We start from the raw sequence: 26,117 nt of genomic DNA, 5'->3' as shown, positions 1-26,117 counted from the left end.
AAAATTATGTTTATAACAAGAAGTCTGGGATAGTAATATTACTGTTAAAGATCCGAAACTTTTCTCTTCCACTACTAAAACGAGTTCAATTTATGAATGCCGCTCTATAATTCGAACCTGATTAAAAATTATTAAATGAAGTACTTGTAAGAAATTCAAAATAGGTCCTTCGACAAGCTCAGCATGAACGACAGTTCTAAATTATAAGACAGTCTCGTACGTGATTTTGTTGTAGTGCAACGTTTTAGGATTGATCGTGTCCTATCTGTAAAATCAAATTATTTATATGAAGCTATTTTATAAAAGAGGTATACTAAGTTCTCTTTTGTTTTTCGTCATAATGTATCATAGTACAGCACAAACAATTTCCGGCAGGGTAAAAGAAACCAGGGGTATTGGAATTGAAAATGCAACTGTGACACTTTTAAACATTACAGATTCGACTGTTGTAAAATATGGGGTAAGCAACAAAGAAGGTTATTTTGAGCTCAATAATTTAAGTAAGGGCATATTTAAAATTAAAATTTCGTGTTTAGGTTATCATACTCAATTATTAAAAGATATTAAGTTTGATGGTTCTTCAGTTAAATTAACAGATATCATTCTTGGCACAAAAGATAAAGAACTGCAAGAAGTAACTGTTGAGGCTAAAAAACCTCTTCTTGAACGAAAGGTTGACCGATTAATATTTAATCTAAACAAAACAATCATGGCTAACGGTGCTTCTCTCTTTGAAGCCTTGCAGGTTGCACCGCTTTTAATAGTCTCCGAAAACAGCATATCTATGGTTGGCAAAGGGAGTATGGGTGTTATGGTTAATGAAAAAATCATCAATTTAGGAGGAACTGACCTGGTAAACTACCTAAAAACCTTCCGGTCTGAAAATATAGAAAAAATTGAAATCATAACCACCCCACCGGCAAAATATGAGGCCCAGGGAAATGGTGGTTTGATTAATATTGTTTTAAAGAAAAACGAGTCTTTAGGCTGGCGCGGATCAGTAAGTTCAACATACTATCAAAATACCTATGGATCGTACAACAACAATCTAGCACTTTTTTTTCGATCAAAAAAAGTGAACAGCTCTCTTACATTTAACCAATCAAACTACCGCAGCATTATTAAAGAATCTGTCGATATAACCGGGCGTCCTAACGAGATTCTAAGCAATGAGCAGCGCTTGGGAAACTCCCCTGGTTTGCAAGCAGGTTTAAGCATTGATTATGAACTAAATAAACACAACAACATTGGGCTTATATATAATATTTCAGACAACAAATCGAATACAAGCTTTAGTAACAACTATAGCTTTATTACAGGTAACACCCTTGACTCGGTTTTAAATACTACAGGAAAATTTTCAAGGCCATTATTTACACAAACCTTCAATTTATACCATGATTTAAAGCTTGATTCTGCTGGAAAAAAATTGAATAGTTCTATCAATTTTTTTACAAACACACCTAAAATGAAAAATGATTTTGTTTCTGAATCTGGAAGTACTTATGCCAGCATTCAGAATAATAACTTTTCAAAATACAATATCTGGTCATTTCAATCAGATTTAACATTACCTTATAAATGGGCCAAAATAGAAACGGGTATTAAGCTCGCTAATTTTAACAACAATGCTAATGTTGAATACTATAATTATATCCAAGAAGATTTCTTGTTAGATGAAACACGTAGTAACAAATTCAATTACGCCGAAAATAATCTAGCCGCCTATTTAAGTATGGAATCCGAACTATCAAAAAAGTGGACAGCTAAAGCAGGGTTACGCTATGAGTATACGATAATGGATGGGTATTCGCCCACTTTAAATCAGCGGAACAAAAGTAATTATGGCGCTTTATTTCCTACGGCGTATATTGTTTACAAAGCTAACGAGATTCATACTTTTTCGTTAAATTATTCCAGGAGGATAAACCGGCCAAGTTTGAACTCCCTAAATCCATTTGCCTATTACACAAATATTTATACTTATTCTACCGGAAATGCATTGCTCTTACCTTCATACAGTAATAATCTTGAATTTAACTACCTTTATAAAGGCATGTTCTCTTTTACTGTATTTAAACAACATACCAGCGATATAATTTCGAACCTTATTACGGTTAATGGTCCAATAGTGGTAACCAGCAGAGGAAACTTTTTAACTCAGGATAATCTTGGGGCCTACATATCTTTTAACCGGTCATTATTTAAATGGTGGGACAATAGCATTTCCGCATCTTTTTCATATTCATCGCCAAAATCTAAAATAGAAGCAATCAGCACTCCAAATGGAACTTCTGCCTCATTCAGTATCAACAATAGTTTCCAGGTAATTAACTTGTTAAGTTTTTATTTGAATTACAGCCAAAATCTTCCGTCAAATGATAGAAATGTTTACATGTACAGTCAGCGTAGTTTAAGAACTGGAGCCAGAATAAAATTATTTAATAGTAATTTAATCATTAGCCCGGCTTTCTTTATTGGCACGGTTAACAAATATAAAATTCGCTTTGTTGATTTTGTGCAAACTGTAAAAACAGACTATGATTATAAAACTTTTACGCTTGGTATTACCTACTCATTCGGGAGATCAAAGGTTTCCGGAAATAACAAGGACATCCGTTTTGATGAGAAAAGAAGAGCCCAACAGTAAAAATACATTGGGAATATGATAAATTTGTTCTAAAAGAAAAAACCCAAATCCATCAAATGAACCTGGGTTTTAAATATGTTACAAGCCCTTGGGCTTTGATTTTTTTGCTTTTAAGCTTAAACTAAGCCAATTGCTTGTTTAATTTTTCTGCTAATACTGATTTTGGAACAGCACCAACTTGTTTGTCTACCACCTGGCCGTCTTTAAAGTATAATAAAGCAGGGATGTTACGGATACCAAACTGCATCGAGATTTGAGGATTGTTATCAACGTTTACTTTTCCAACTACCGCTTTACCATCATATTCTTTCGCGATTTCTTCTACAACTGGACCAACCATGCGACAAGGGCCACACCATTCTGCCCAAAAATCTACTAATACGGGTTTATCTGATTTTAATACAAGCTCCTCGAAGTTTGCATCTGTGATTTCTAATGCCATAATTATTTTTTTTATGTTCAAATATATGTATTCAATTGTAATGCCATAACATCTGTAATGTCAATTTGACATTATTTTGAGGGAGAGGCATAGGGCAATGAGCTTAGTGCATAGTGTAATTTTAAGCCTCCATGCTTTAAACACTATGCCCTATGCCTAGTTCAGCTTGTAATTTACAACATTCATTCCCATCAATTGTTCTAAGAACTTATTGTTGGGGTTTATTTTTAAATTTTTAGAAGGTAAATCGAGCATAATCTGCTTTTCGCTATCAAAAACAGCGAAGTTAAGTTGACAGTTCTGCTGTTCGGAGTTTGCCTTATTGTCTGCTAATATCGCCTCAATTTCTCGCATTAATTGATCGTTAACCCGCTCAATAGGCACCTGAATAGTTAAACTCTTCGCTAATTTATCCCGTAGTTCAGACATCAGGTTGATTGAGGTAATTTTAAACTCCCAATCGCCTGCTTTTCCAAAACGTTCACCTACCCTTCCTCTGATCTGCAGGAAATATCCTTCGGTTAAAAACGATTTAAATTTTAGAAAATCTTCACCAAACAAGGCCATTTCGCTGGCGTCTTCATAATCTTCGAAAACAAAAGTTCCGAATGGTTTACCGGTTTTGGTAATGCGTTGCGATGCCGCTACCACTAAGCCACCTACGCAAAGCTCGCGGTTTTTAAGTTTTTCGAACTCTGCCAGAACCTCTTCATTACTATCGCCCATGCGTACCTTGTTAATAATACTGAGTTGCCTCACACCATGGGTGCAGAATTTATCGAGTTCGAGTTTATAGTTATCCAGTGGATGACCGGAAAGGAAAATCCCGATGGCATCTTTTTCATACTTCAGTCTGTCCATTAAAGCCCACTCCGGAGAAACAGGCAAACTAGGTTCTAAAATCAGATCGGCTTTTGATCCACCGAACAATGAAGCCTGAGAAGTGCTTTCGTTATTTTGGAAGTCGTTGGCATATTTAATAATCTTTTCAATGCCATTCATTTTATCATTCGGCCCGATATAGAAATATTGTGCCCTGTGTCCGCCAAATGCATCGAAAGCCCCGCTGTATACAAAACTCTCATAAGCCTTTTTATTTACAATGCGGGTATTAGAGCGCTTAGCAAAATCGTAAACACTATTATAAGGCCCATTTGCCAGTCTTTCTTCTATAATACTTTCTACCGCCTTTTCGCCCACACCTTTTACTGCCGACATTCCAAAACGGACTTCACCTTTGGCATTTACTGAAAATTTAAGATCAGATTCGTTAACATCAGGCCCTAATACGGTAACACTCATCTGGCGACATTCTTCCATAAAGAAAGCCACCTGTTTAATATCACTCATGTTATTCGAAAGTACCGCGGCCATATATTCGGCAGGGTAATGCGCCTTTAAATATGCTGTTTGATAAGCAATCCAGGCATAACAGGTAGAGTGCGATTTGTTGAAAGCGTAGGATGCAAAAGCTTCCCAATCTTTCCATATTTTTTCTAAAGTTGCAGCATCATGACCTTTTTCGGCCGCCTGCTTCACAAATTTAGGTTTCATTTTATCCAGAACATCTTTCTGTTTCTTACCCATCGCCTTACGCAGTACATCGGCCTCACCTTTGGTAAATCCGGCCAGTTTCTGCGATAAAAGCATTACCTGTTCCTGGTAAACGGTAATACCATAAGTTTCTTTCAGGTATTCTTCGCAGGCATCTAAATCATATTTGATTTCTTCCTCACCATTTTTACGACGCACGAAACTTGGGATATACTCCATCGGTCCAGGGCGGTATAAGGCGTTCATGGCAATTAAATCGTCAAAAACCGTTGGCTTAAGTTCTTTCATGTACTTCTGCATACCCGGACTCTCGTACTGGAAGATACCGATGGTTTCACCACGCTGGAAAAGTTCGTAAGTCATTACATCATCAATCGGGAAATTATCCGGATTAAGGTCGATGCCATGTCGTTTCTTTACCAGTTTTACAGTATCCTTAATCAGGGTTAAGGTTTTTAACCCCAGGAAGTCCATTTTTAATAAACCTGCGCTTTCTACAACGGAGTTATCAAACTGGGTAACGTATAAATCAGAATCTTTGGCTACGGATACGGGAACGAAATTGGTAATATCACTCGGTGTAATAATTACCCCACAGGCGTGAATACCTGTATTCCTCAATGATCCTTCTAAAATCTGTGCCTGTTGTATGGTTTCGGCACTTAAATCTTTTAAACTGCCTAAGTTTTTTAACTCTACTACACGTTCGTATTCATCGGGGCGCAAAGCATCTTTTAAACTCTTTTCATCGAGGGTAAAGATTTTGGCCAGCTTCATGTTCGGGATCAGCTTGGCAATTTTATCGGCCTCGAAAAGTGGCAGATCCAATACACGGGCCGTATCCCGGATAGAAGATTTTGCCGCCATGGTTCCGTAGGTAATAATCTGCGCCACCTGGCTGGAACCGTATTTATTGATTACGTATTCCATTACGCGGCCCCGGCCCTCGTCATCAAAATCGATATCGATATCGGGCATGGATACACGATCGGGATTTAAGAAACGCTCAAAAAGGAGATCGTACTTAATCGGATCGATATTCGTAATCCACAGGCAGTAGGCAACCACCGAACCGGCAGCAGAACCACGCCCAGGACCTACTGAAACGTCTCTTCGCCGGGCTTCGGCAATAAAATCCTGTACGATCAGGAAATAACCCGGATAACCTGTTTTCTCAATGGTTTGTAATTCAAAGTCTAAACGTTCAGTAACCTCGGGGGTTAACGTACCATAACGTTTTTTAGCTCCTTCGTAAGTAAGGTGACGTAAAAACTTATTCTCTCCGCGTTTTCCACCGTCGGCTTCATCCTCGGCAACCAAAAATTCTTCAGGAATATCGAATTTCGGTAAGAGTACCTCGCGGGCAAGTTTGTAAATTTCAATTTTATCAAGAATTTCCTGAATATTCAGGATTGCCTCGGGCAGGTCGGCAAAAAGCGTCTTCATTTCATCGCCCGATTTGAAGTAGTACTCCTGGTTTGGCAATCCATAACGGTAACCGCGACCGCGACCGATCGGCGTAGCCTGTTTTTCACCGTCTTTTACACAAAGTAAAATATCGTGCGCGTTGGCATCCTTTTTATTAATGTAATAGGTGTTATTGGTGGCTACCAGTTTAACCGCATGTTTATTGGCCAGGGCAATTAAAGTTTCGTTTACACGGTCTTCATCTTCCTGGTTGTGGCGCATTACCTCTACGTAAAAATCATCACCAAACTGAGCTTTCCACCAAAGTAAAGCCTCTTCTGCCTGATTTTCGCCGAGGTTCAATATTTTATTCGAAATCTCTCCTGAAAGGTTTCCAGAAAGGACAATAATATCTTCTTTGTACTGTTCAATTACCTGTCTATCGATACGTGGGACGTAATAAAAACCTTTGGTATAGGCTATAGACGACATTTTAGCTAAATTATGATAGCCTTTTTTGTTCTTCGCCAACAGTACCATCTGGTAACCGTTGTCTTTTGCCGTGCGGTCTAAATGGTTATTACAAACAAAAAATTCTACCCCAACAATAGGCGTCATTACCACTTCAGTTGGGCGCTCGCCCGCTTCAATAGCAGCTGCGTTTTTAGCTTCGGCAGCTTTATTATGGTTTAAAACATGGTTAACAAAGTGGAAAGCCCCCATCATATTCGCATGATCGGTCATCGCTACCGCAGGCATTTTTTGTGCAGCTGCCGCTTTTACCAGATCGGGAATACTGATGGTACTCTGCAATACCGAAAACTGGGTGTGGTTATGCAAATGTACAAAAGTTGCTGCAGCAAGCTCTTGTTTATTACCTGCTAACGTTTGTTTAGAAATTCCGCTGCCCTCTGTTTTTTGCTGGCGTTTGCGGATTTCATCAGATGCGGCTTTTAGGTTGATGTGTTTTAAACCAACTCCTTCAATAGTACCAGGATTTACTTCCCTGAAGCGTGGGAAATATTCAACATCAACAAGCAGTTCTTCTTTTTTGAAAACCTCTCTTTTTACCAGCTCCAGGAAACAACGCGTGGTTGCCTCCACATCGGCAGTAGCATTGTGGGCTTCGTTAAAAGGAACGCCAAATAAGTAAGAATGCAATTCTGTTAAGGTTGGCAGTTTAAATTTACCACCCCTACCTCCAGGCAATTGTAAAAGCTGTGCGGTAACTTCAGTACAGGTATCCAAAACAGGCATTTCGGCCAGGCGGTTGGCTACACCAAAACGGTAAAATTCGCAGCCCATAATGTTTACATCGAAGCCAACATTCTGCCCTACAATAAATTTGGCTTTGTTTAAAACTTCGTTAAACTTAGCCAGCATTTCGTCAAAACCAATCCCCTGCTCGGCAGCAAGTTCGGTCGAAATACCGTGGATCCGTTCTGCATCATACGGAATGTTAAATCCCTCTGGTTTAACCAGATAATCCTGATGCTCAACCAATCTCCCCATCTCATCGTGCAATTGCCAGGCAATTTGTATACAACGCGGCCAGTTATCCGTATCGGTAATAGGTGCATTGTAATTGCGGGGCAAACCCGTGGTTTCAGTATCAAAAATTAAGTACATATTGTGCGGCAAAGAATTAACCGTTGTAGAATAATAACGGTTCTTCAAAAATAGGGAATTTGAGGGTTGATGCTGTCATCGTTTTATCAACAAAATGTGGTATAAAAGAAAAAATATATTTCGTTATTGCAATGCAAAAGTATGTACACAGAACTTAAAATAGTCTACGTTTGCAAACGAGGATCAGGCAACAAACCTCGCAGGTTTTAAAAACCCTGAGAAGTCTGGATGTTAAAAACAAATGACTTTTGTTTAATAAACCCGATAGCAGCGTAAAACCCGCAGGTGAGGAACGAGCCAAGGCTTTGAAGCGGATAGCGGAACTTTCATAACCTAAAAGCACCGAACCCGTCTCTTCTAAATAATATTAACCACCCAAGTCACCTGAGTGCATCTAAGTGCGCGGTTAATTAATCTAGTATTTAACGTCACCAATGGGGAAGATATGCTAACAGCTTGTTAAATTAAGTTAACCTTGCTTAACAAGAAAGATATCAATCAAAAAACTATTATTTTAGGAGTATACTATAAGTCAAAATTGCCAACATACGCCATGAAATTCATTTTACTTTCTATCTTCATCTTTGGAACCATCTCAATGGCATCTGCACAAAAGCAGATTAATATAGAATTAAAAAAGCAACTCGATTCTATTTTACAACTTGATCAAGGCATTAGAGAATTTGGAGATACCGAAACCTCTGAAAAAAGAAAAGACACTATTGCAGCATTATTTAATTATTCGAAAGAGGTACTTAAAAAAAGTCAATGGATGATAATGAAGGAAATGGATTCCATTCATCTTAAAAAAGTTGAAGCCATTGTTGCAAAGTATGGTTATCCAGGAAAAACACTTGTTGGCGAGCCAGCAAATACAGCAGTATTTTATGTAATACAGCATAATCCTGATATTATTTCAAAATATTACCCATTAATTGAAAAAGCGGGGAAAAGCGGAGAACTGCCTTTTAAATATGCCGCAATGATGTTAGACAGAAAATTGAGCAGCGAAGGGAAGGAACAGATTTATGGCACACAAGTTTATTCTCTGCAGATTGTTAACTCAAAAACAGGTAAAAAGGAGTTTTTCCAATATGTTATCCCTATCAAAGACGCTAAAAACGTAAACCAAAGACGTAAGAAAGCAGGTTTCGATACAACAGTTGAAGAGAACACCAGGCGATTTGGTTTTGTTTATAAAGTATATACGCTGGACGAGATTAAGAAAATTACAAAACCATCTAATTAAAGACCTGATAGGGCTTTTCAAAGCATTAGTACCGAACTCATTATCATTTTGACCTTTTTTATCCTGTTATTTTTTGGAAATGAGTGGTTCGGTTTTTTATGGCGGTTTCCAGCCCCGCTTTCCGTTTTATTCCGATGAAGGATCGGAATGTTTACTGCAATCGGGTTTATTTACCACGCATAGTAGCACCTTCCGCTCCACCTAAACCCGACCGTAGCGGGATGCTGATTTTTCATCAGCAGAAGCGGGGGGCGGGACTGTAAAAACCCAAACGTTACTGTAAATGCTTTCCATACTGAATTGATAAATCATTTTAAAATAATGATGAGATTCTTGGCTGTGCCCAGAATGACAAACATTTTAGTAATGCGAAACTGAAAACCGCCAGCTGAAAACTTGTTAAAAGTGCTCCTGACTCACCAACTCACTCACCTCATATCCTTTCTGCCTGCATCTTTCTATAATATGCACCAATAAATCGGCTTCCATTTCAGGTTTACGGGCCATAATAAAGAGGTATTTTTCATCGGGATGCCCAACCACTACATAACTATAATCATCAGCCAGCTCTATAATCCAGTAACCGATTTTAAAAGGCCATAAAAACTGGGCTTTCATATCGCCATCAGCTTTTTCCTCGTCAAAAAACAGTTTCGAGGTGATCGATTTTTCTTCGGGTTTTCCATCTTTATGGTAGGTGGTGTACACATCAAAATGGTCGTCGTCCGCCAAAGTATAAGTCTCGGTGGTTTGTTTCCAATGTTTATCCATTAAGGTCGGGATAGAATATAATGAATACCATTTACCCTCAAAGGCTTTATAATCGATATTAGAAATGGGCTTGTTTTCCATAATTTGTTAGAACAAAAAAAACGCTGTTTAATACTTACTAAGTAAACCCTGATTAAATTATAAAGTTTTGAAAAGCATTTTTAAACCTTATATTTATTTCTACCTTCGATAGATATTTAACGATTGCAAACCACTAAAAATATAAATATATGAAAGTAACGGTTGTTGGCGCAGGCGCAGTTGGTGCCACTTGTGCAGATAATATTGCCCGCAAAGAATTAGCGAACGAACTTGTTTTATTGGATATTAAAGAAGGTTTTGCCGAAGGTAAAGCAATCGACATGATGCAAACTGCAACCCTTTTGGGCTTCGACACTAAAATTACAGGAGTAACTGCCGATTACAGCAAAACCGTTGGTTCTGATGTAGTGGTGATTACTTCGGGTTTGCCACGTAAACCGGGAATGACCCGCGAAGAACTGATCGGCATTAATGCAGGTATAGTGAAAGGCGTTGCCGAAAATATTTTAAAATTCTCTCCAGAGGCGATTTTTATTGTGATCAGTAATCCGATGGATACCATGACTTATCTCGCCTTAAAATCGTTAGGTTTACCTAAACACCGCATTATCGGTATGGGCGGAACCTTGGATAGCTCACGTTTCAAATTCTATTTATCTCAGGCTTTAAACTGCAACCCGAACGATTTACAGGGTTTTGTAATCGGTGGTCACGGTGATACCACCATGATTCCGCTAACCCGTTTAGCTACTTACCAAAGTTTACCAGTAAGCAACTTACTGGATAAAGTTACGCTTGATAAAGTTGCTGCTGATACCATGGTTGGTGGTGCTACTTTAACAGGTTTAATCGGAACTTCGGCATGGTATGCACCTGGAGCAGCCGGAGCAGCACTGGTTGAAGCCATTTTACGTGATGAAAAAAAACTATTTACCTGCTGCGTCTCGCTTGAAGGAGAATACGGACAGGAAGATATCTGCTTAGGCGTACCTGTAATTATCGGCCGCAGCGGATGGGAAAAAATTATCGATTTCAAATTGACAGAAGATGAGCAGGCCGCATTTAACAAAAGTGCCGAAGCAGTAAGAAATATGAATAGTGTACTGGCAGAAATGAAGCTGGTTTAAAATTATTGAATCGTCATTTCGAGCGGACCCGATAGCTATCGGGTGCAACGAAGCCAGGAAATATAACTACAGAAATCCGTCTAGATAGATCTTTCCATTCTACTGCGTTTCAGTCGAGATGACGATTCTATCTTAAACCCCTTCATTTTAAACAATTTAAACATTGAATATCAAAGGTGTAGATAACATACCGGCTGATACACACAACATCAGCACCTACCATAAAATACCCATTTTGGATGGTCTGGAATTGCTAAATGCTAAAAAACACACCATCGATTTCCCTTTTCACACACATAACAACTTTAATATTACACTAATTTTAAATCAGACTTTTTGTACGAAACTTAACGATAAATTTTTACAGGCACCAATTGGTACATTGTCGATCACCAATCCGCACGAAGTACATGCAACTCCCTGCGATAATAAACTGGGCAATTCTTTCTTCACTTTCTACGTTTCGCCCGATGTACTCAAGAGCTTAAACAAAGGCCATAATGTTTTTTTTGAGGATAAGATCATCTACGATCACGACCTTTTCAACACTTTCTATTATTTATCCATGCATTTTAACAATCCAGAGGTTAACCTCGAAAAGGAACTCCTTCGTGTTTTAGAAAAACTGGTTGCGCGTTATGCGATAAGCTTGCATTTTGAATATAAAAAAACAGCGCTGTTTCAAAGTTTCATCAGCGAAAACCTGATGGAGAAGTTTTCTTTAACGGATACGGCTAAGCATTTTGGATTGGATAAATATAAATTCCTGCGTTTATTTAAACACGAAACGGGTTTAACGCCCAACAATTACATCCTTTTACAGCGGATAGAAAAATGTAAAAAACTCATCACCAAAGAAACAGATTTGATGGATGTTGCCTTCGAAACGGGCTTTTATGATGTGGCACACCTATCACGGCACTTCAAACGCTTTACTGGTGTAACACCTTCCGAGTATAAAAGGGCTTAAACCAGCAATTGCAATATCGTACAACAGCTTCAGGCATTTAAGCTTTACTTTTGCTATCACAATCAAACACAAATGAAAAAAGATAGCATCGCCATCCTTGTATTTTTAGTTTTTGGTCTTTCCGCAAATGCGCAGATTGGCAAAAACCTGATTCCCCTTAAGGTAGACAAAGTAACAGCCGATTTAACTTTAAAACAGGGCGAAGAAACCACATTTAGCTTCCTGCTGAAGAAAGATTTTTATTATTCGATAATTGTTGAACAAAAAGGGATTGATGTTACCATCCGCTTAAAAAATCATAATGGAAAAACCATACAGGATGTAGATTCGCCAAATGGCAGGTTCGGCAGCGAAAAAATCGTTTTCTCACCCGATAGCACGGCTAATTTCACCCTCTCGGTTAAACCCTTAGCTGATACAACTAATGCAAAGGAAGGCAATTATTCGGTTTTGGTTCAAAGTCCGCCCAAAAACTTAAAACAGTTAAGTTACAAAGGCCTCGAGCAAGATTTTAATATCCTGAAAAACGCTTTTATAGAAACACATGTTGGCCTGTGGTACAATACCTATACCCAATTCGACAGTCTCTGCAAGGTGCAAAAAAGCAAGATAAGGGATAAAATGACCGCTTTGGATTTTTACCAGCTTGTCGCTCCTGTGGTTACCTATACCAAAGAAGGCCACAGCGCAATCCAGCCTTCTGAGGAAACGAATAATTACATCAGGCAAAACGGCAGGTATTTCCCTTTTTTAGTAAAGATTGTAGATAAAAAGGTTTATATCCTGAATGATCTGGATAATTATAAAGCCAAAGGAATGCTGATTTCCAAAATCAACAGAAATAGTATTGAAAGCATCATGCAACAGTTTCTAAACATAGAACCAGCCGATGGTTACAATACCACAAGCAAATACCACTGGATAGAAACAGCCTTCTCCAAATATTACCTCCGTTTTTTCGAACAACAGCCCAATGCATTTAATCTCGAACTGATCAACCCCAAAACCAGCGAAAAGATTATCTATAACCAGGTACCGGCATTGAGTTTTAAACAATATGGAAAATTTGTATCAAAAGAAACAAAATCTATCCCCAATTACAGCTATAAAGAGCCTGCCACATTAAAGATCGATACACTGAATAGCGCAGCAATGCTAACGGTAAATACATTTTCGACCAGTAATTACAAAAACGGGAGAAAGGGTTTTAAGGAATTTCTGGCGAAGGGTTTCCAAAACATTGCAGATCACAAAATACAGCATCTTGTTGTCGATATCAGGAAAAACGAAGGTGGTGCACAAGGCATGGAAGATCACCTGATGTCATACCTGATCGATAAAGAATATCCTAAATATAAATATGCAGAAATTCCATCCTTTACCTATTCGTTTCTCGATTATACCGAATATCACGATAAAAATTCGCGGGATGATTTCGAGAAAGAGTTGAGGGGCGAATTTTACCGTAGCAATGATGGACGCTATCTGGACATACCTGGAAAATATAAAAGTGATACTCCACAGGTAAATCATTTTAAAGGGGATGTATACATCCTTATCGGTGGTTTATCTTTTTCGGGTGGTTCGGAGTTTGCTGCATTGGCGAAAAACTACACTAAAGCACATTTTATAGGTGAAGAAACAGGTGGTGGCTATTACGGTAACACCAGTGGCTATTTTATCCATTATACTTTGCCCACCTCCAAATTAACGGGCCGTATTCCGCTCATTAAGTTTGTTGTTGAAGAAAAGCAAAATGGGATCCCCTTCGGTCATGGTGTAATGCCAGATTACGAAGTTCAGCCCAAAATTGAAGAATATTTAAACGGTTACGACACTGAAATGGAATTTGTTAAAAAACTCATCAAAAACAAATAACCAACTTCTGACATGGTTTTCGGGTAATTAGTCTATTTTAGGGAGATAAACATTTGCTATGAAAGCCATCTCTATCCCTTTAAAACTGATCAACCTACAGGATGACGGCTTCCACCTTTTAATGGAAGTTATTCTTTTTAAGGAAAAACACCTTGCTGTTGTGGATACCGGTGCATCGCGGAGCGTGTTCGATAAATCATTAATCGAACAACACTTATCCGAAACGCTTCAGGTATCAGATGAGATTAATGCGGCTACACTTTTTACTACTACAACCACCATCCAGGCCACTATACCCGAAGTGAAAATCGGCACCTTAAAAATCAAAGCCTACGAAACTGTTGCTTTCGACCTGCAATCGGTTAGCGACACCTACCAACAGTTCGGCCACCCGCCCATTATGGGCATTATTGGTGGCGATATTTTAATGCAGTACAAAGCGATTATCGATTATAATAAACTTCAATTGCGGCTTTACAGGTAAAAAATCCCATTTTGTGACGCTAATCATTTCTGAAGTGTCACTTTAACTGATATTTGCAATCCATGAAAAAGTTAATTGGAATTTTCTGCATTATTTTCTGGGCAGGACTTCTCGCCGGAATTAGTTTTTTGGAAGCTCCATTAAAATTCCAGGCTCCAGGGATCACAGTTACACTTGGTTTAGGCATCGGTCAATTGGTTTTCCAGGCACTTAATAAAATTGAGATCGTATTGCTTGTAGTCATTTTAGCTTGCTCACTACCAGCCCCTTTAAACAACATAAAGAGCATTTTACTTTTCCTGGTTACCATTCTTTTAATGGTGGATACATTTTGGTTATTGCCTTTACTTGATGAAAGGGCCAAGATGGTTTTAACAGGCCATGCTCCGGCCAAAAGCTACCATCATATTGTGTACATCATTATTGATATGGTGAAGTTTCTATCCCTGGTTATTGTCGGTTTTTTAAATTTAAAATCATTGCACAATGAAAAAAGACATACATAACAGGGAAGATATCATCCTCCTGGTCAATACCTTTTATGGGATGGTACAGGAGAATAATAAAATAGGGCCGATATTTACCGAGGTTGCAAAAGTAGACTGGTCACACCACCTTCCAAAAATGTATGATTTCTGGGAAAGTATCCTTTTTGGCAAAGCCATTTATAAAGGCAACCCGATGCTGGTTCATTTCGCATTGAATAATAAAAGCCCCCTGCAAACAGCAGAATTTGAAACCTGGAAGACCATATTCTTCCATACGGTCGACGATCTTTTTGAGGGCGAAAATGCAGAACTGATCAAACAAAAATCTCAATCTATTGCTGATTTAATGCATTTTAAAATCAATTCTCCCCAGTCGAAAATCAAAATCGTGTAAGAAAATTTTGTTTTGATTTACCCTGGTTTCTTCATAAATTTAAGTAACCAAACTTAAATCAATTATGAAATTCCTGCAAATCTTACTTAGCATTATTGTCGTTTTGGCAATAATCATTATTGGGGGTAGTTTTTTTCTACCAAAAAGTTACACTGTTAATCGGACAATAACAATTCTTGCTCCAGACAGTGTTATTTATAAAAACATTGCCGATTATAATGAATTCTACAAGTGGAATGCCTGGTCAAAAATGGATCCACAAGCTAAGATAACCATTACGGGAATTGCAGCTCAGCCTGGTCACCTTTATCAATGGAATGGAGAAAAAAACGGCACCGGACAAATGCTAATTAACAAGGTAGAGGCAAATAAGATGGTTGATATGGAATTAAAGTTTATCAAGCCTATGGAAAGCACTGCAGATACCCGTTTCGACATAGAAAAAGCCGGAAACGGAAATAAAGTAACCTGGACAATGAGCGGAGAAAGCAAGGGAATAATCAATAAATGGTTTGGCTTATTTATGGATAAAATGATCGGAAAAGATTTTGAAGATGGGTTAAAATCCCTGAAAGAAAAGTCAGAGAAAGGGGTTAATTAAAAGTCATTCTGAGGAATAATTTATTTCATAAAAGCCATGATAGCGGCAATCAATCTATATGCAAAAATGCACTCAAGTTACCGTCATTTCGAGCGGAGTGCAACGAAGTCGAGAAATCCTAACCGATCTTTCCATTACGCTTCGCTGTGTCGAGCTGAAGTCGGCTAGAGAAAAGCTTCGCGTCCTCTCTGCCTTTCCTCTGTTACCTCTGTGGTTAAAAACATTAATAGCCTCTCTCTTCGGGAGGCTTTCTGCTTCAATTTGCAATAATTCAAACAATTGTGTCGGCTTTGCGTTAAAAAACATTAAAAATCGACTAACTACCTATTAAGATTTTGTAATTCCCTATTTTTTAGATTACTTGCCAGCAAATGAATTTATTACTAGTAGAAGATGAACCGAGCGTTGTATCTGTAATTTCGAGAGGTTTAACTGATGAGGGATTTACCGTGAGTATTTCTCCAGATGGTTTAATCGGGAAACAGATGGCTTTAGAAAATCAGTTCGATCTGATTATTCTCGATATCATGCTACCTGGAATAAATGGATTGGAACTTTGCAAAATCATTAAAGAACGAAAACCAAATACGCCCATTATTATGCTTACGGCTTTGGGTACTACCGAAAATGTAGTAAACGGACTTGATAATGGTGCAGATGATTACTTAATAAAGCCTTTTAAATTTGCTGAGCTTTTTGCGCGGATCAGAATGCTATTGAGGCGATATCATGGCTCGGCTTCACAAGATCACATTATTTCTGTAGGAGACCTCCAGATTAATTTAAGTGCAAAAACGGTAAAACGAAACCAACAGGAAATTGTACTTACCGCAACAGAATACCGGTTACTCGAATACATGGCCAAAAACAAATCTAAAATTTTATCCAGAATAGACATCTTAGAAAACGTTTGGGATATCGATTTTAACCTTGGCACTAATGTGGTTGATGTTTATGTTAATTATCTTCGCAAAAAAATAGATAAAAATGCCGATCAAAAGCTTATCCATACTGCCGTAGGCTTAGGTTATATATTAAGAGAAAAATAAATGGAGATAGCAAAAAAAATCACTTTACTCTTTGCCATTTTATCGGCAATTATTATATCCCTATTAAGTGGTTTTGTTTGGTATTTCTCTAACGACTTCGCCTTTGAAGATTTTTATAAACGCCTGGAGGCCAGAGTTAACATTGCCGCTCAGATTAAACTATACGAAGATGACAACAATAAGGTTTATGCGAAAATGCGGAATAGATACCTGGAGCGTTTGCCATCTGAAAAAGAGTATATCATTGAAGCAGGCAAACCAACCAATAAGGTAGACCGCGAATTACCTGCAAGTTTTTATAATCGGATACAAGCCGGTTATGTAGCCCGATACCGCACCGAAAATCACTTCTATGCCGGTAAATTCTTTAAAAATTCGAATGGAGGATATATCGTTATTGTTTCTGCAAATGATCCTGTTGGTTTCCGCGAGTTAAAAGACCTGCAAAGAATTTTAATTATTGGCTTTTTTCTTTCTGTAATACTATCATTTGTAGTGGGATGGAAATTTTCCAATTACATGTTAATGCCACTTCGAAACATCATTAAAAGTGTAAAAAAAATAAAGGCCGAAAATTTACACTTAAGGTTGGATGTTAAAAAAGGAAATGATGAAATGTCGCAGTTGGCCCAAACCTTCAATAATATGCTCAACCGTTTGGAAACCGCTTTCGAAACGCAGAATAATTTTATCAGTAATGCCTCACACGAGCTGAGAACACCTTTAACCATCATTAGTGGAGAGGTAGAACTGGCCATGAAAACCATAGAAGATAAGGCTAAACAGGAAAAAGCATTATCGAAAATTAAAGATGAGGCAGAAAGGCTGGAACATATCTTAACCAGTTTATTAGGCCTGGCACAATCGGGTTTCAACGGGAAAAACCAGCCCTGGGAAGAAGTAAGAATGGACGAACTGTTATGGGAAATTAAAGATTCGGTAAACCAGGTACATCCTAACAGTAAAATAGAGATCGATTTCAGCAAACTTCCCGACGACGAGGAACTGCTTTCGCTCAGGGTAAATAAGAACCTGATGAAACTGGCCATCAGTAATATTGTAAGCAACGCCTGCAAATATTCTAATGAGAATCTGGTGAGCATTAGTATAGAAAGTAATGCTAATATGCTTTCTATTGCTGTAACCGATAGAGGTATTGGTATTCCACAAACCGATATTCAGCACATATTTGAACCTTTCTACCGGGCATCGAACACTTCTGATTTTAAAGGTTATGGCGTTGGTTTACCACTTTCACTTAATATCATCCGTTTGCACAGAGGCAGTATCGCCATTAAATCACAAGTAGGAATTGGTTCAGAAATAAAGGTTTTATTACCGACGAAAAGTTAGTTCATTTTAATGGTTCATTAGTTCATTGGCCATTTGTAAACTAGTTCATGGTTGATAGCTTAGTTTTCAATTGCCATTGCTTATTGGATGGTCATTACTTTACCCTTTCACCCTACATTCTTTGATCATTAAGAAATTAAGAACATTAAGGTTTTTTTGTTCTCTCAGACTTAAATAATTTATCAATCGAGCAATCAACAATTAAAGATCACTTGCAACTCTATCACACAAATGAACTATTGAAAAGTGAACCAATAAACTGGTAACTCCAAAAAGGAGTACGTTCTAATCTCATTCTAATCTTACTCTTATTTCGCTATAATAACATCACACTAAACTTGTATAAATAATATTTCAATTCATTTAAACAAGATATAGCGATGAAAACAGTATTAGTTCCGACCGACTTTAAATTAGATAGCATTAAAATTATTGATGCGCTGGTTCAACATCAAAAAAATGAAAGTTTGAATATCATTTTTGTACACGCCTTTAAATTATCAGATTCGATCACTGATATGTTAATGTTGAGTCGCCGCAGCCGCGATTATGAAAATGTGAGCGACGAATTTTATCAGCAGATGAATCAAGCCAAAACAAAGTATCCTACTCAGATCAATACAATCGGGATCGAATATTTTTACGGAAGTACAGTAGCAGCTTTCAAAAACTTTATCGAAGCTTTTGATATAGAATGCATTGCCTATTTAAAAGAATACAATTTTACGCCAATCAACAAATATAGCATCGATCCTAAAATATTAACGGAACGTGCAGGCTGCACAGTAATTCAATTAAACGCATTGACAGTTCATGCCAGCGAAAACTTAATTGACACAAAAATACACGAAACGCAGTTGCAAGAAGCAAATTCTTAATTATCACCTTCAAACTTTATATTATGCTATTACGAAATAATATTCCGCTCACTTATATATTCGGAAAGATCAAAAAAGAACTCCTGTTTGTTATTGGTTACTCTATAGGTATTGTGGTATTGTATGAGAACTTTCACGTTACCCGCATTTCCATTCCTGTTGCTGTACCAGCTTTACTGGGAACAATCATTTCGCTTCTATTGGCATTTCGGTCTAACCAGGCATACGATAGATGGTGGGAGGCAAGGATTCTTTGGGGCGCCATAGTTAACGATTCGAGAACGCTTTCCCGCCAGATATTGTCTTTCGTTGAAAATCCTTATGGATTGGATGAAATTGAGGAATTTAAGGCCCGTTTTATTAAAAGACAGATTGCCTGGTGTTATGCTTTAAGTCAATCGCTCAGGGGGTTTAATGCACGGAAAGGCCTTGAAGAATACCTTAATGCAGATGAAATCGCTTTTATCAAAAAACGTAAAAATGTAACCGCCACCATATTGGAGTTACACGCCATGGATTTAAAAAGGGCATTACAGGAAGGCTGGATCAATAAATACCAGCAGATAGAAATAGACAAAACGATAACAGGTTTATGTAACCACATGGGTGGATCCGAAAGAATTAAAAACACCGTTTTCCCCGTTACGTATAGCAAATATATCAATATGTCTATCCATTTATTCATCGTATTGTTGCCTTTCGGATTGATCGAATACTTTGGTTACATGGAAGTTCCTTTAGTCGTTGCTATTGCAGCATTCTTTTTATTGGTGGAAAAAATGGCCGTTCATCTTCAGGATCCCTTCGAGAATAAACCTACGGATACCCCAACTACAACCATCTGCAGAACTATTGAACGCGATCTTTGCCAGATGTTAGACGATAATAAAATATATGAGGACAAACCTCAAACAGAACTGGCTCCGGTTGGCTCATATTACATTTTGTAATTACCGCAAAGCCTAAAAATAAATCTCATTGTTGAGATGGTTAGTTAATACCATTAGCTTTCTTTTTGGATAAAAAGAATCGATGGTTCATAGTGTATAAATAAAATAAAAGCCATTCATTTTTTTTTGAATGGCTTTGTTTATTAAGCGATTAATAGTTTGTAGCGCAAACATTATAGGATGATTTAGTGTCTCGAGATAATTAATATAACACAAAAAGCCCTCTTCAACTTAAGTCGAAGAGGGTTCGTATATTAATTCCCGTTTAGGAGATTTAGGGGTTAAGCATCAATCTTCGCATATTTTGCATTACGCTCAATAAACTCCCTGCGTGGAGCAACTTCATCGCCCATTAACATAGAGAAAGTATGATCGCACTCTGCAGCACTTTCGATAGTAGCTTGTAATAAAGTACGTGTTGCAGGATTTAAAGTAGTTTCCCACAATTGTTCTGCGTTCATCTCACCTAAACCTTTATAACGCTGAATATGTACACTATCTTCTTTACCTGCACCTTTTAAACGCTGTACAGCCGCATCGCGCTGAACGTCATTCCAGCAATATTCAAATTCTTTACCTTTTTTGACCTGATAAAGTGGTGGCGAAGCAATATAAACATAACCTGCTTCGATTAACGCTCTCATGTAACGGTAAAAGAAAGTTAAGATCAAAGTGGTAATGTGTGAACCATCGATATCCGCATCCGTCATGATTACAATCTTGTGGTAACGCAGTTTAGTTAAGTTTAATGCTTTATTATCCTCTGGTGTACCAATGCTTACCCCAATGGCTGTAAACATGTTTTTGATCTCGTCATTTTCGTAAATTTTGTGCTCCATCGCTTTCTCTACGTTCAGGATTTTACCTTTTAAAGGCAAAATGGCCTGAATGTTCCGATCGCGACCTTGTTTAGCGGTACCACCCGCCGAGTCACCCTCTACCAGATAAATCTCGCATCTTTCGGGATCACTGTCAGAACAATCTGCAAGCTTACCCGGTAAACCCGAACCACCCATTACACTCTTACGCTGCACCATTTCACGGGCTTTACGGGCCGCAGCACGCGCTGTAGCCGCTAAGATTACCTTATTGATAATCATTTTAGCCTCTTTCGGGTTTTCTTCCAGATAATTACCCAACGCCTCTCCCACTGCAACATCAACAGATCCCATTACCTCACTGTTACCCAGTTTGGTTTTGGTTTGTCCTTCAAATTGCGGTTCCTGTACTTTTACCGAAACTACTGCGGTTAATCCTTCCCTGAAGTCATCACCGGTAATTTCCATTTTTACGTTCTTTAATAAACCTTCCTTATCGGCATAGTTTTTTAAAGTACGGGTTAAACCCCTGCGGAAACCGGCAATGTGTGTACCGCCCTCGTGGGTATTGATGTTGTTTACATAAGAGTGCACATTTTCAGAATAACTATCATTATACTGGAAAGCCAGCTCAACCGGAACACCATTTTTAATACCTTCAATATAAATCGGCTCGGCCAGAATAGAAGTACGGGTATCATCTAAAAAGGCTACAAACTCTTTTAAACCACCTTCTGAATGAAAAGTTTCCGAAAAATAAGAACCGTCATCCAGTTTCTCACGCTCATCAGTTAACGTTAATTTAATCCCCTTATTTAAGAAAGATAACTCGCGCAAACGGCCAGCTAAAGTATCGTATTTGTATTCGGTAGTTTGGGTGAAAATCGTTTCATCCGGAGTGAATGTTACAATCGTACCACGTTTATCGGTAGTTCCAACTTCTTTAACATCATACTGCGGAACGCCAATTTTATATTCCTGCATCCAGATCTTGCCTTCGCGGTGCACTTCTGCTTTTAAATCGGTAGATAATGCGTTAACGCAACTTACCCCCACCCCGTGCAAACCACCCGAAACCTTATAAGTATCTTTATCAAATTTACCACCGGCGTGTAAAACTGTCATTACGATTTCAAGCGCCGATTTGTTTTCTTTTTTATTGATCCCGGTCGGAATACCACGACCATTATCTTCAACCCTGATAGAGTTACCCTCTAAAATGCGAACGTCGATGGTATCTGCATGACCGGCCAAAGCCTCATCAATAGAGTTATCCACAACCTCGTAAACCAAATGGTGTAAACCTTTAACACCAGTATCACCTATATACATTGAAGGGCGCTTACGCACCGCTTCTAAACCTTCTAAAACCTGTATATTATCTGCCGAATAATTTGACTTTAAATCCTGTTCTTCGCTCATATTTTAATTAAAAACAATAAGTATCAAAAATACGGAAATTTTGGCATTTAAACTAATATGTGGATAAGTTTTGAGCTGTTAAGAGATTACTGTTAAAGCGATTAAAACTGGTTTAAATCAGGTTTTGGAAAGCAAAACCTGCATTCCAACCTATGTCTCCTCCCACTTTTAATTATAAGTCCCGCAGAAGAAGCACGAGATTTTCATTTCAATTGGGTTTGGTGGGCAAATGGTACAGGATATTAACGAATTAACCATCAAACGTCCCTAAAAACGTTGTCATTAAGTTAAGGGTTTTAACCACAGATGTACACAGATAAACACAGATTTTTATATCTGTCTGAATCCTTTTTATCTGTGGTTAAATATGTTACCTGCGCAGATGAATTAACTTAATGACAAGCCACAGCGGATATTTTTTTAAAAAAAACTAATACTTGCCTGCCGTCCCGTTAGGGACGGTTCATAGGTAGCTAATTGTTTAATTGGCGTTTTCGTTCCGTAGGAACGTTTGGTGTTTTAAAATTTGCTATTGCCTCCCTGCAGCCCCAAATAGTAGTACCTGCCATGCCACCTAAACCCGATGGAAGCGGGCATGAAATAAAGCGGACAGCGGGGCAAACAGCCGTTTGAAACACAGGCTTTGCTTTTCAAATAACCTCTATCAGATTGAGTGGCAAGCGTTCAGTAAATTAAATGATTTACGTACTGCGCTAAATGCAAAAGTACCCTTGTAGCGCAATAGCCGTTTCTTTAAATTGCATATCAAAACTAATTTATATAAGTTTGCTAAAATTTATTAAACAAGAATGGAAAGAAGAACCTTTAAAACCTTTGGTTTACTTGCAACAGCAACTTTGATAACTGCTTTCTCTGCATGCCAGAACAAAGACACTAAAACTACTGAAACTAAAAAAACAGAGGGTACTACTGCAGCGGTTTCTCCAACTGAGAAAATTGTGTATGTAAACTCCGACTCGTTACTTACAAAATATGAATACTTCAAAGATCTTAAAGTGAAATTTGAAGGCAAGAGCAAAAATGCACAGGCAGACATGCAGGCTAAAGGTCAGGCTTTCCAAAGAGAGGTAGCACAATACCAACAATCGGCACAAACTTTATCTGCTGATCAACGTAAAAGCACTGAAGAGCGTTTAGCACGTAAGCAACAGGAATTGCAAACTTATCAACAAAATGCCGGTGGTGCTTTACAGAATGAGCAAGCTGCTGAAAACGAAAAATTGTATGATAAAGTTGCAGAATATTTAAAAGGTTACGCTAAAGGAAAGGGTTATAAAATGGTTTTAACTTATTCAAAAGGTAACAGCGCTATTTTATTTGCTGATGAAAGTTTAGATGTTACTTCGGAAGTAATTAAAGGCTTAAACGCAGAATACAGCAAAAAATAAGTTAAAAAGATATTTAAACCAGAATGCCCCGCATAAATCGGGGCATTTTTTTTGTGCTGTTATTTTAGAATTTTAACGACAGTGGAACTAATCAGGATATAAAATGGAGAATCAACATCAGGAATATATGCAGATGGCAATAGACCTATCTGTACAGAATGTAAGCGAAAGTATTGGCGGGCCTTTTGGCGCTGTGGTGGTGAAAGATGGCAAGTTGATTGCTAAATCGGCCAATAAGGTAACTTCAACCAACGATCCTACGGCACATGCCGAGGTTTCGGCCATTCGGTTAGCTTGTACCGAATTGAATACATTCGATTTAAGTGGCTGTGTAATTTATACCAGTTGCGAACCTTGCCCTATGTGTTTGGGTGCTATTTATTGGGCAAAAATTGATACCATTTATTATGCAAATACCAAGGCAGATGCCGAAAACATTGGTTTTAGTGATAAGTTTATTTATGAAGAATTAGATAAACCGATGGAAAAAAGAAGCCTTCCGGTAATCCAACTGATGCGGGATGAAGCTTTGTCGGCTTTTAAGCTATGGGAAACTTCTGCAATGCGGGTAGATTATTAAACGAAAAAAGGTGCCGATAATTCAGCACCTTTTGTTGTTAAATTGAGGCGTTTATTTACCCGATTCTTTAGAAGCCAGTAATCCGACCATGGCATCTATTTCTTTCACCACACCATCATCAGAGCCTGAGAAACCAACGGCTTTAAACCTGATATTACCATCACCATCTATCACAAATTTGGTAGGGATTCCATCAACCCTATAGGCACTTACCACATCAAATTTTGAGGGGTCTTTTGCGTTTTTAGTATCATAAAGCACGTTAAAATTATATTTCTTTTCGGCAATAAAATCGGTAACCACTTTTTCCCTGTTTTCTTCATTTTGCCAGGTGTTTACAAACAAGAATACTACATTGGGATTACCTGAATATTTCACCATGGCTTTTTGCATCCCCGGAAAAGAAGCTACACAAGGGCCGCACCAGGTTGCCCAATAATCTAAAATTACAATCTTCCCTTTTAAACTGGCTAAGCTTACCTTTTCCCCTTTAAGATTGGTTAAAGAAAACGCAGGCGCAGGGATACTGATCATTTTTTTGGTCCACTCCGCTCTTTCTTTTTCCAGTGCTGCTTTTTCTAAGTTGGCAATATAGGTTTCGTAAGTTCCTTCTTTCTTTAGTGAAGTGTAAAGCGTTTTGAAAATTGTTTTCAAAGAGTCAGTAGCTTTCCCTTCTTTTATGATCTTTTCGGCTTCAGCATAGGCTTTATCTTTATTACCCGTTAAATTTAAATACATGATGTACCGTTCGTTTCCACTAGCATCATTATAAGCCTTAGCTTTTTCCTGATAAGCCAATGCTTCCTTGTTATTACCCTGATGATGCAGTAATAGTGCATAAGTATCGGCATACATGGCATAAGCCCGATCAAGCGATTTTATGTACTCATCTTTTGAAGAAAAATAAACTGGTACTTCACTATTTTTAGCCTCTTCTATTAAATCGAGCGATTTTTTAGAGAGTTGTGTTGCTAGTTCCAGGTTTTCTTTTTTCTCAGCCAACGGCCAGGCAAAAGAATTATACAAATTAGCCTTGGTTTGTTTATTAGTTACTTTACCAGCATAAAGTTCAAATTTATCGGCATTTTTTGCCTGTATACTTGCGTTTGCCAAAATGCCATAAATTGAATTTAACTTATCGGCATCTGCTTTTTTGCTAGCATCGAATTTGAATTTGGCAATCATGCCTGCTGCTTTTTTCTCCTGTGTTTCAAAATCTTTTGTACCGTATAGCGCATTCATATCGTCTCCCCAGGCATAATTTCCTGTCGGATATTTTTTCAAAAGAATTATTTTTACCGAGTCTGCCTGAGCTTTTTTCTTTAACAATGAATACAGTCCAATAACAGTGCTTAAATCTTCTTCTTTAGGTTCTTTTAATTTAGATAAGGCCAAAATATTCTCGTTGATGAGCTTTGTTCCCTTATCTTTATCTGCTTTATACTCAAGCGAAAGATATTGTTGCAGGTTTTTCTTTTTCAGCGCTGGTTTTAAGGCGAATGCCTGATTATATAAAGTAACTGCTTTTTCTGGATCGATGGTAAGCCCAAGATAATAATTTCCGGCCAATCCGTATAAAAAGGCTTCATTAAGATAAGCTTCAGCAGGTACTTTTCCACCTTTGGTAAATTCAATAACATAACCAGCAGGCGTTTCATCTTTCTGATCGCCAACCGAAAAAGCAAGTCCAACCAAGGTAACGCTATCCGGGGTTGAAATTTCTCCTTTATAAATCGCCCCTTCTTTTACCAGTTCAATTTTGGTGTTTTTTGGATTGGATTTCGAAAAAAAAGTATAACTGGTACATTTTACATCGGTCAGGTTTTCCAGATTGGTTCCTTTTGGATCGTAGGTAAATTTAACGGTACTTCCTGCCGCAGGTTGGTCAGCAGAAAACTTTACCCCTTGAGCATTAGCAGCTCCCGCAGCCAACAGCAGTAAACAGAACAATTTTAAGGTTTTCATAATGAAA

20 protein-coding genes are annotated in these 26,117 nt (G+C 38.0%); 15 read left to right on the top strand and 5 right to left on the bottom strand.

Annotated elements, in window-relative coordinates; all coding sequences use genetic code 11:
• Positions 1–286 precede the first annotated feature (286 nt).
• Entirely contained in the window at positions 287–2,650 is a 2,364-nt protein-coding gene (locus FFJ24_RS02645; protein WP_138820662.1) for an outer membrane beta-barrel family protein, read from the top strand.
• A gap of 121 nt (positions 2,651–2,771) precedes the next feature.
• On the opposite strand, the gene trxA is transcribed toward FFJ24_RS02645, so the two are convergent.
• Together trxA and dnaE are read right to left on the bottom strand one after the other, a co-directional pair.
• The gene (gene trxA, locus FFJ24_RS02640) at positions 2,772–3,092 is read right to left on the bottom strand and encodes a thioredoxin (RefSeq protein ID WP_029275428.1); all 321 of its coding nucleotides are present in this window, start codon (positions 3,090–3,092) and stop codon (positions 2,772–2,774) included.
• Positions 3,093–3,248: 156 nt separating this feature from the next.
• Positions 3,249–7,682: a DNA polymerase III subunit alpha gene (gene dnaE / locus FFJ24_RS02635; RefSeq protein ID WP_138820661.1), complete on the bottom strand. Its 4,434-nt coding sequence runs from the start codon at positions 7,680–7,682 to the stop codon at positions 3,249–3,251.
• 553 nt (positions 7,683–8,235) lie between these two features.
• On the opposite strand from dnaE, the gene FFJ24_RS02630 reads away from it, so the two are divergent.
• Positions 8,236–8,931, top strand: coding sequence for a DUF6624 domain-containing protein (locus FFJ24_RS02630; RefSeq protein ID WP_138820660.1), 696 nt, complete (start codon positions 8,236–8,238; stop codon positions 8,929–8,931).
• Positions 8,932–9,330: 399 nt separating this feature from the next.
• On the opposite strand, the gene FFJ24_RS02625 is transcribed toward FFJ24_RS02630, so the two are convergent.
• A complete protein-coding gene (locus FFJ24_RS02625) occupies positions 9,331–9,783 on the bottom strand; it encodes a lipocalin family protein (RefSeq protein WP_138820659.1) in 453 nt (150 codons plus the stop codon).
• A 149-nt stretch (positions 9,784–9,932) separates the two neighbouring features.
• Between FFJ24_RS02625 and FFJ24_RS02620 the strand changes: the two genes are divergently transcribed.
• The 11 genes from FFJ24_RS02620 (at position 9,933) to FFJ24_RS02570 (ending at position 19,916) form a co-directional block, all read left to right on the top strand.
• Positions 9,933–10,871 carry a malate dehydrogenase gene (locus FFJ24_RS02620; RefSeq protein WP_138820658.1) on the top strand — a complete coding sequence of 313 codons (939 nt, stop codon included), beginning with the start codon at positions 9,933–9,935 and terminating at the stop codon, positions 10,869–10,871.
• A 163-nt stretch (positions 10,872–11,034) separates the two neighbouring features.
• A complete protein-coding gene (locus tag FFJ24_RS02615) occupies positions 11,035–11,841 on the top strand; it encodes an AraC family transcriptional regulator (RefSeq protein ID WP_210419446.1) in 807 nt (268 codons plus the stop codon).
• A 72-nt stretch (positions 11,842–11,913) separates the two neighbouring features.
• Positions 11,914–13,719, top strand: a complete 1,806-nt coding sequence (locus tag FFJ24_RS02610; protein WP_138820657.1) for a S41 family peptidase — start codon at positions 11,914–11,916, stop codon at positions 13,717–13,719.
• Between the two features lie 58 nt (positions 13,720–13,777).
• On the top strand, positions 13,778–14,203 hold the full coding sequence (locus FFJ24_RS02605) for an aspartyl protease family protein (RefSeq protein ID WP_138820656.1): 426 nt from the start codon (positions 13,778–13,780) through the stop codon (positions 14,201–14,203).
• A gap of 62 nt (positions 14,204–14,265) precedes the next feature.
• Positions 14,266–14,709 (top strand): hypothetical protein, encoded by a 444-nt coding sequence (locus FFJ24_RS02600; protein WP_138820655.1) that lies wholly within the window; start codon positions 14,266–14,268, stop codon positions 14,707–14,709.
• Positions 14,690–15,085, top strand: coding sequence for a group III truncated hemoglobin (locus FFJ24_RS02595; RefSeq protein WP_138820654.1), 396 nt, complete (start codon positions 14,690–14,692; stop codon positions 15,083–15,085). Before FFJ24_RS02600 ends, FFJ24_RS02595 begins: the two co-directional genes overlap by 20 nt.
• Before the next feature lie 64 nt (positions 15,086–15,149).
• Positions 15,150–15,686 (top strand): SRPBCC family protein, encoded by a 537-nt coding sequence (locus FFJ24_RS02590; RefSeq protein ID WP_138820653.1) that lies wholly within the window; start codon positions 15,150–15,152, stop codon positions 15,684–15,686.
• A 371-nt stretch (positions 15,687–16,057) separates the two neighbouring features.
• On the top strand, positions 16,058–16,735 hold the full coding sequence (locus tag FFJ24_RS02585; protein ID WP_138820652.1) for a response regulator transcription factor: 678 nt from the start codon (positions 16,058–16,060) through the stop codon (positions 16,733–16,735).
• Positions 16,736–18,088, top strand: coding sequence for a cell wall metabolism sensor histidine kinase WalK (locus FFJ24_RS02580; RefSeq protein WP_138820651.1), 1,353 nt, complete (start codon positions 16,736–16,738; stop codon positions 18,086–18,088).
• A 380-nt stretch (positions 18,089–18,468) separates the two neighbouring features.
• Entirely contained in the window at positions 18,469–18,966 is a 498-nt protein-coding gene (locus FFJ24_RS02575) for a hypothetical protein (RefSeq protein WP_138820650.1), read from the top strand.
• A 23-nt stretch (positions 18,967–18,989) separates the two neighbouring features.
• Positions 18,990–19,916, top strand: coding sequence for a bestrophin family protein (locus FFJ24_RS02570; RefSeq protein ID WP_138820649.1), 927 nt, complete (start codon positions 18,990–18,992; stop codon positions 19,914–19,916).
• Between the two features lie 281 nt (positions 19,917–20,197).
• Here the strand turns inward: FFJ24_RS02570 and gyrB are convergent, their stop codons facing one another.
• Positions 20,198–22,156, bottom strand: coding sequence for a DNA topoisomerase (ATP-hydrolyzing) subunit B (gene gyrB / locus FFJ24_RS02565; RefSeq protein ID WP_138820648.1), 1,959 nt, complete (start codon positions 22,154–22,156; stop codon positions 20,198–20,200).
• Positions 22,157–22,965: 809 nt separating this feature from the next.
• Between gyrB and FFJ24_RS02560 the strand changes: the two genes are divergently transcribed.
• Positions 22,966–23,565 (top strand): OmpH family outer membrane protein, encoded by a 600-nt coding sequence (locus FFJ24_RS02560; RefSeq protein WP_138820647.1) that lies wholly within the window; start codon positions 22,966–22,968, stop codon positions 23,563–23,565.
• Positions 23,566–23,668: 103 nt separating this feature from the next.
• The gene (locus tag FFJ24_RS02555) at positions 23,669–24,145 is read left to right on the top strand and encodes a nucleoside deaminase (protein ID WP_138820646.1); all 477 of its coding nucleotides are present in this window, start codon (positions 23,669–23,671) and stop codon (positions 24,143–24,145) included.
• Positions 24,146–24,196: 51 nt separating this feature from the next.
• Here the strand turns inward: FFJ24_RS02555 and FFJ24_RS02550 are convergent, their stop codons facing one another.
• Positions 24,197–26,110 carry a TlpA disulfide reductase family protein gene (locus FFJ24_RS02550; RefSeq protein WP_138820645.1) on the bottom strand — a complete coding sequence of 638 codons (1,914 nt, stop codon included), beginning with the start codon at positions 26,108–26,110 and terminating at the stop codon, positions 24,197–24,199.
• Positions 26,111–26,117: the final 7 nt, after the last annotated feature.

The organism is Pedobacter sp. KBS0701 (genome assembly GCF_005938645.2).
Taxonomy (GTDB): Bacteria; Bacteroidota; Bacteroidia; order Sphingobacteriales; family Sphingobacteriaceae; genus Pedobacter.
The sequence above is the reverse complement of the archived record's forward strand: the minus strand, read 5'-3'. Positions and strand labels throughout refer to the sequence as shown.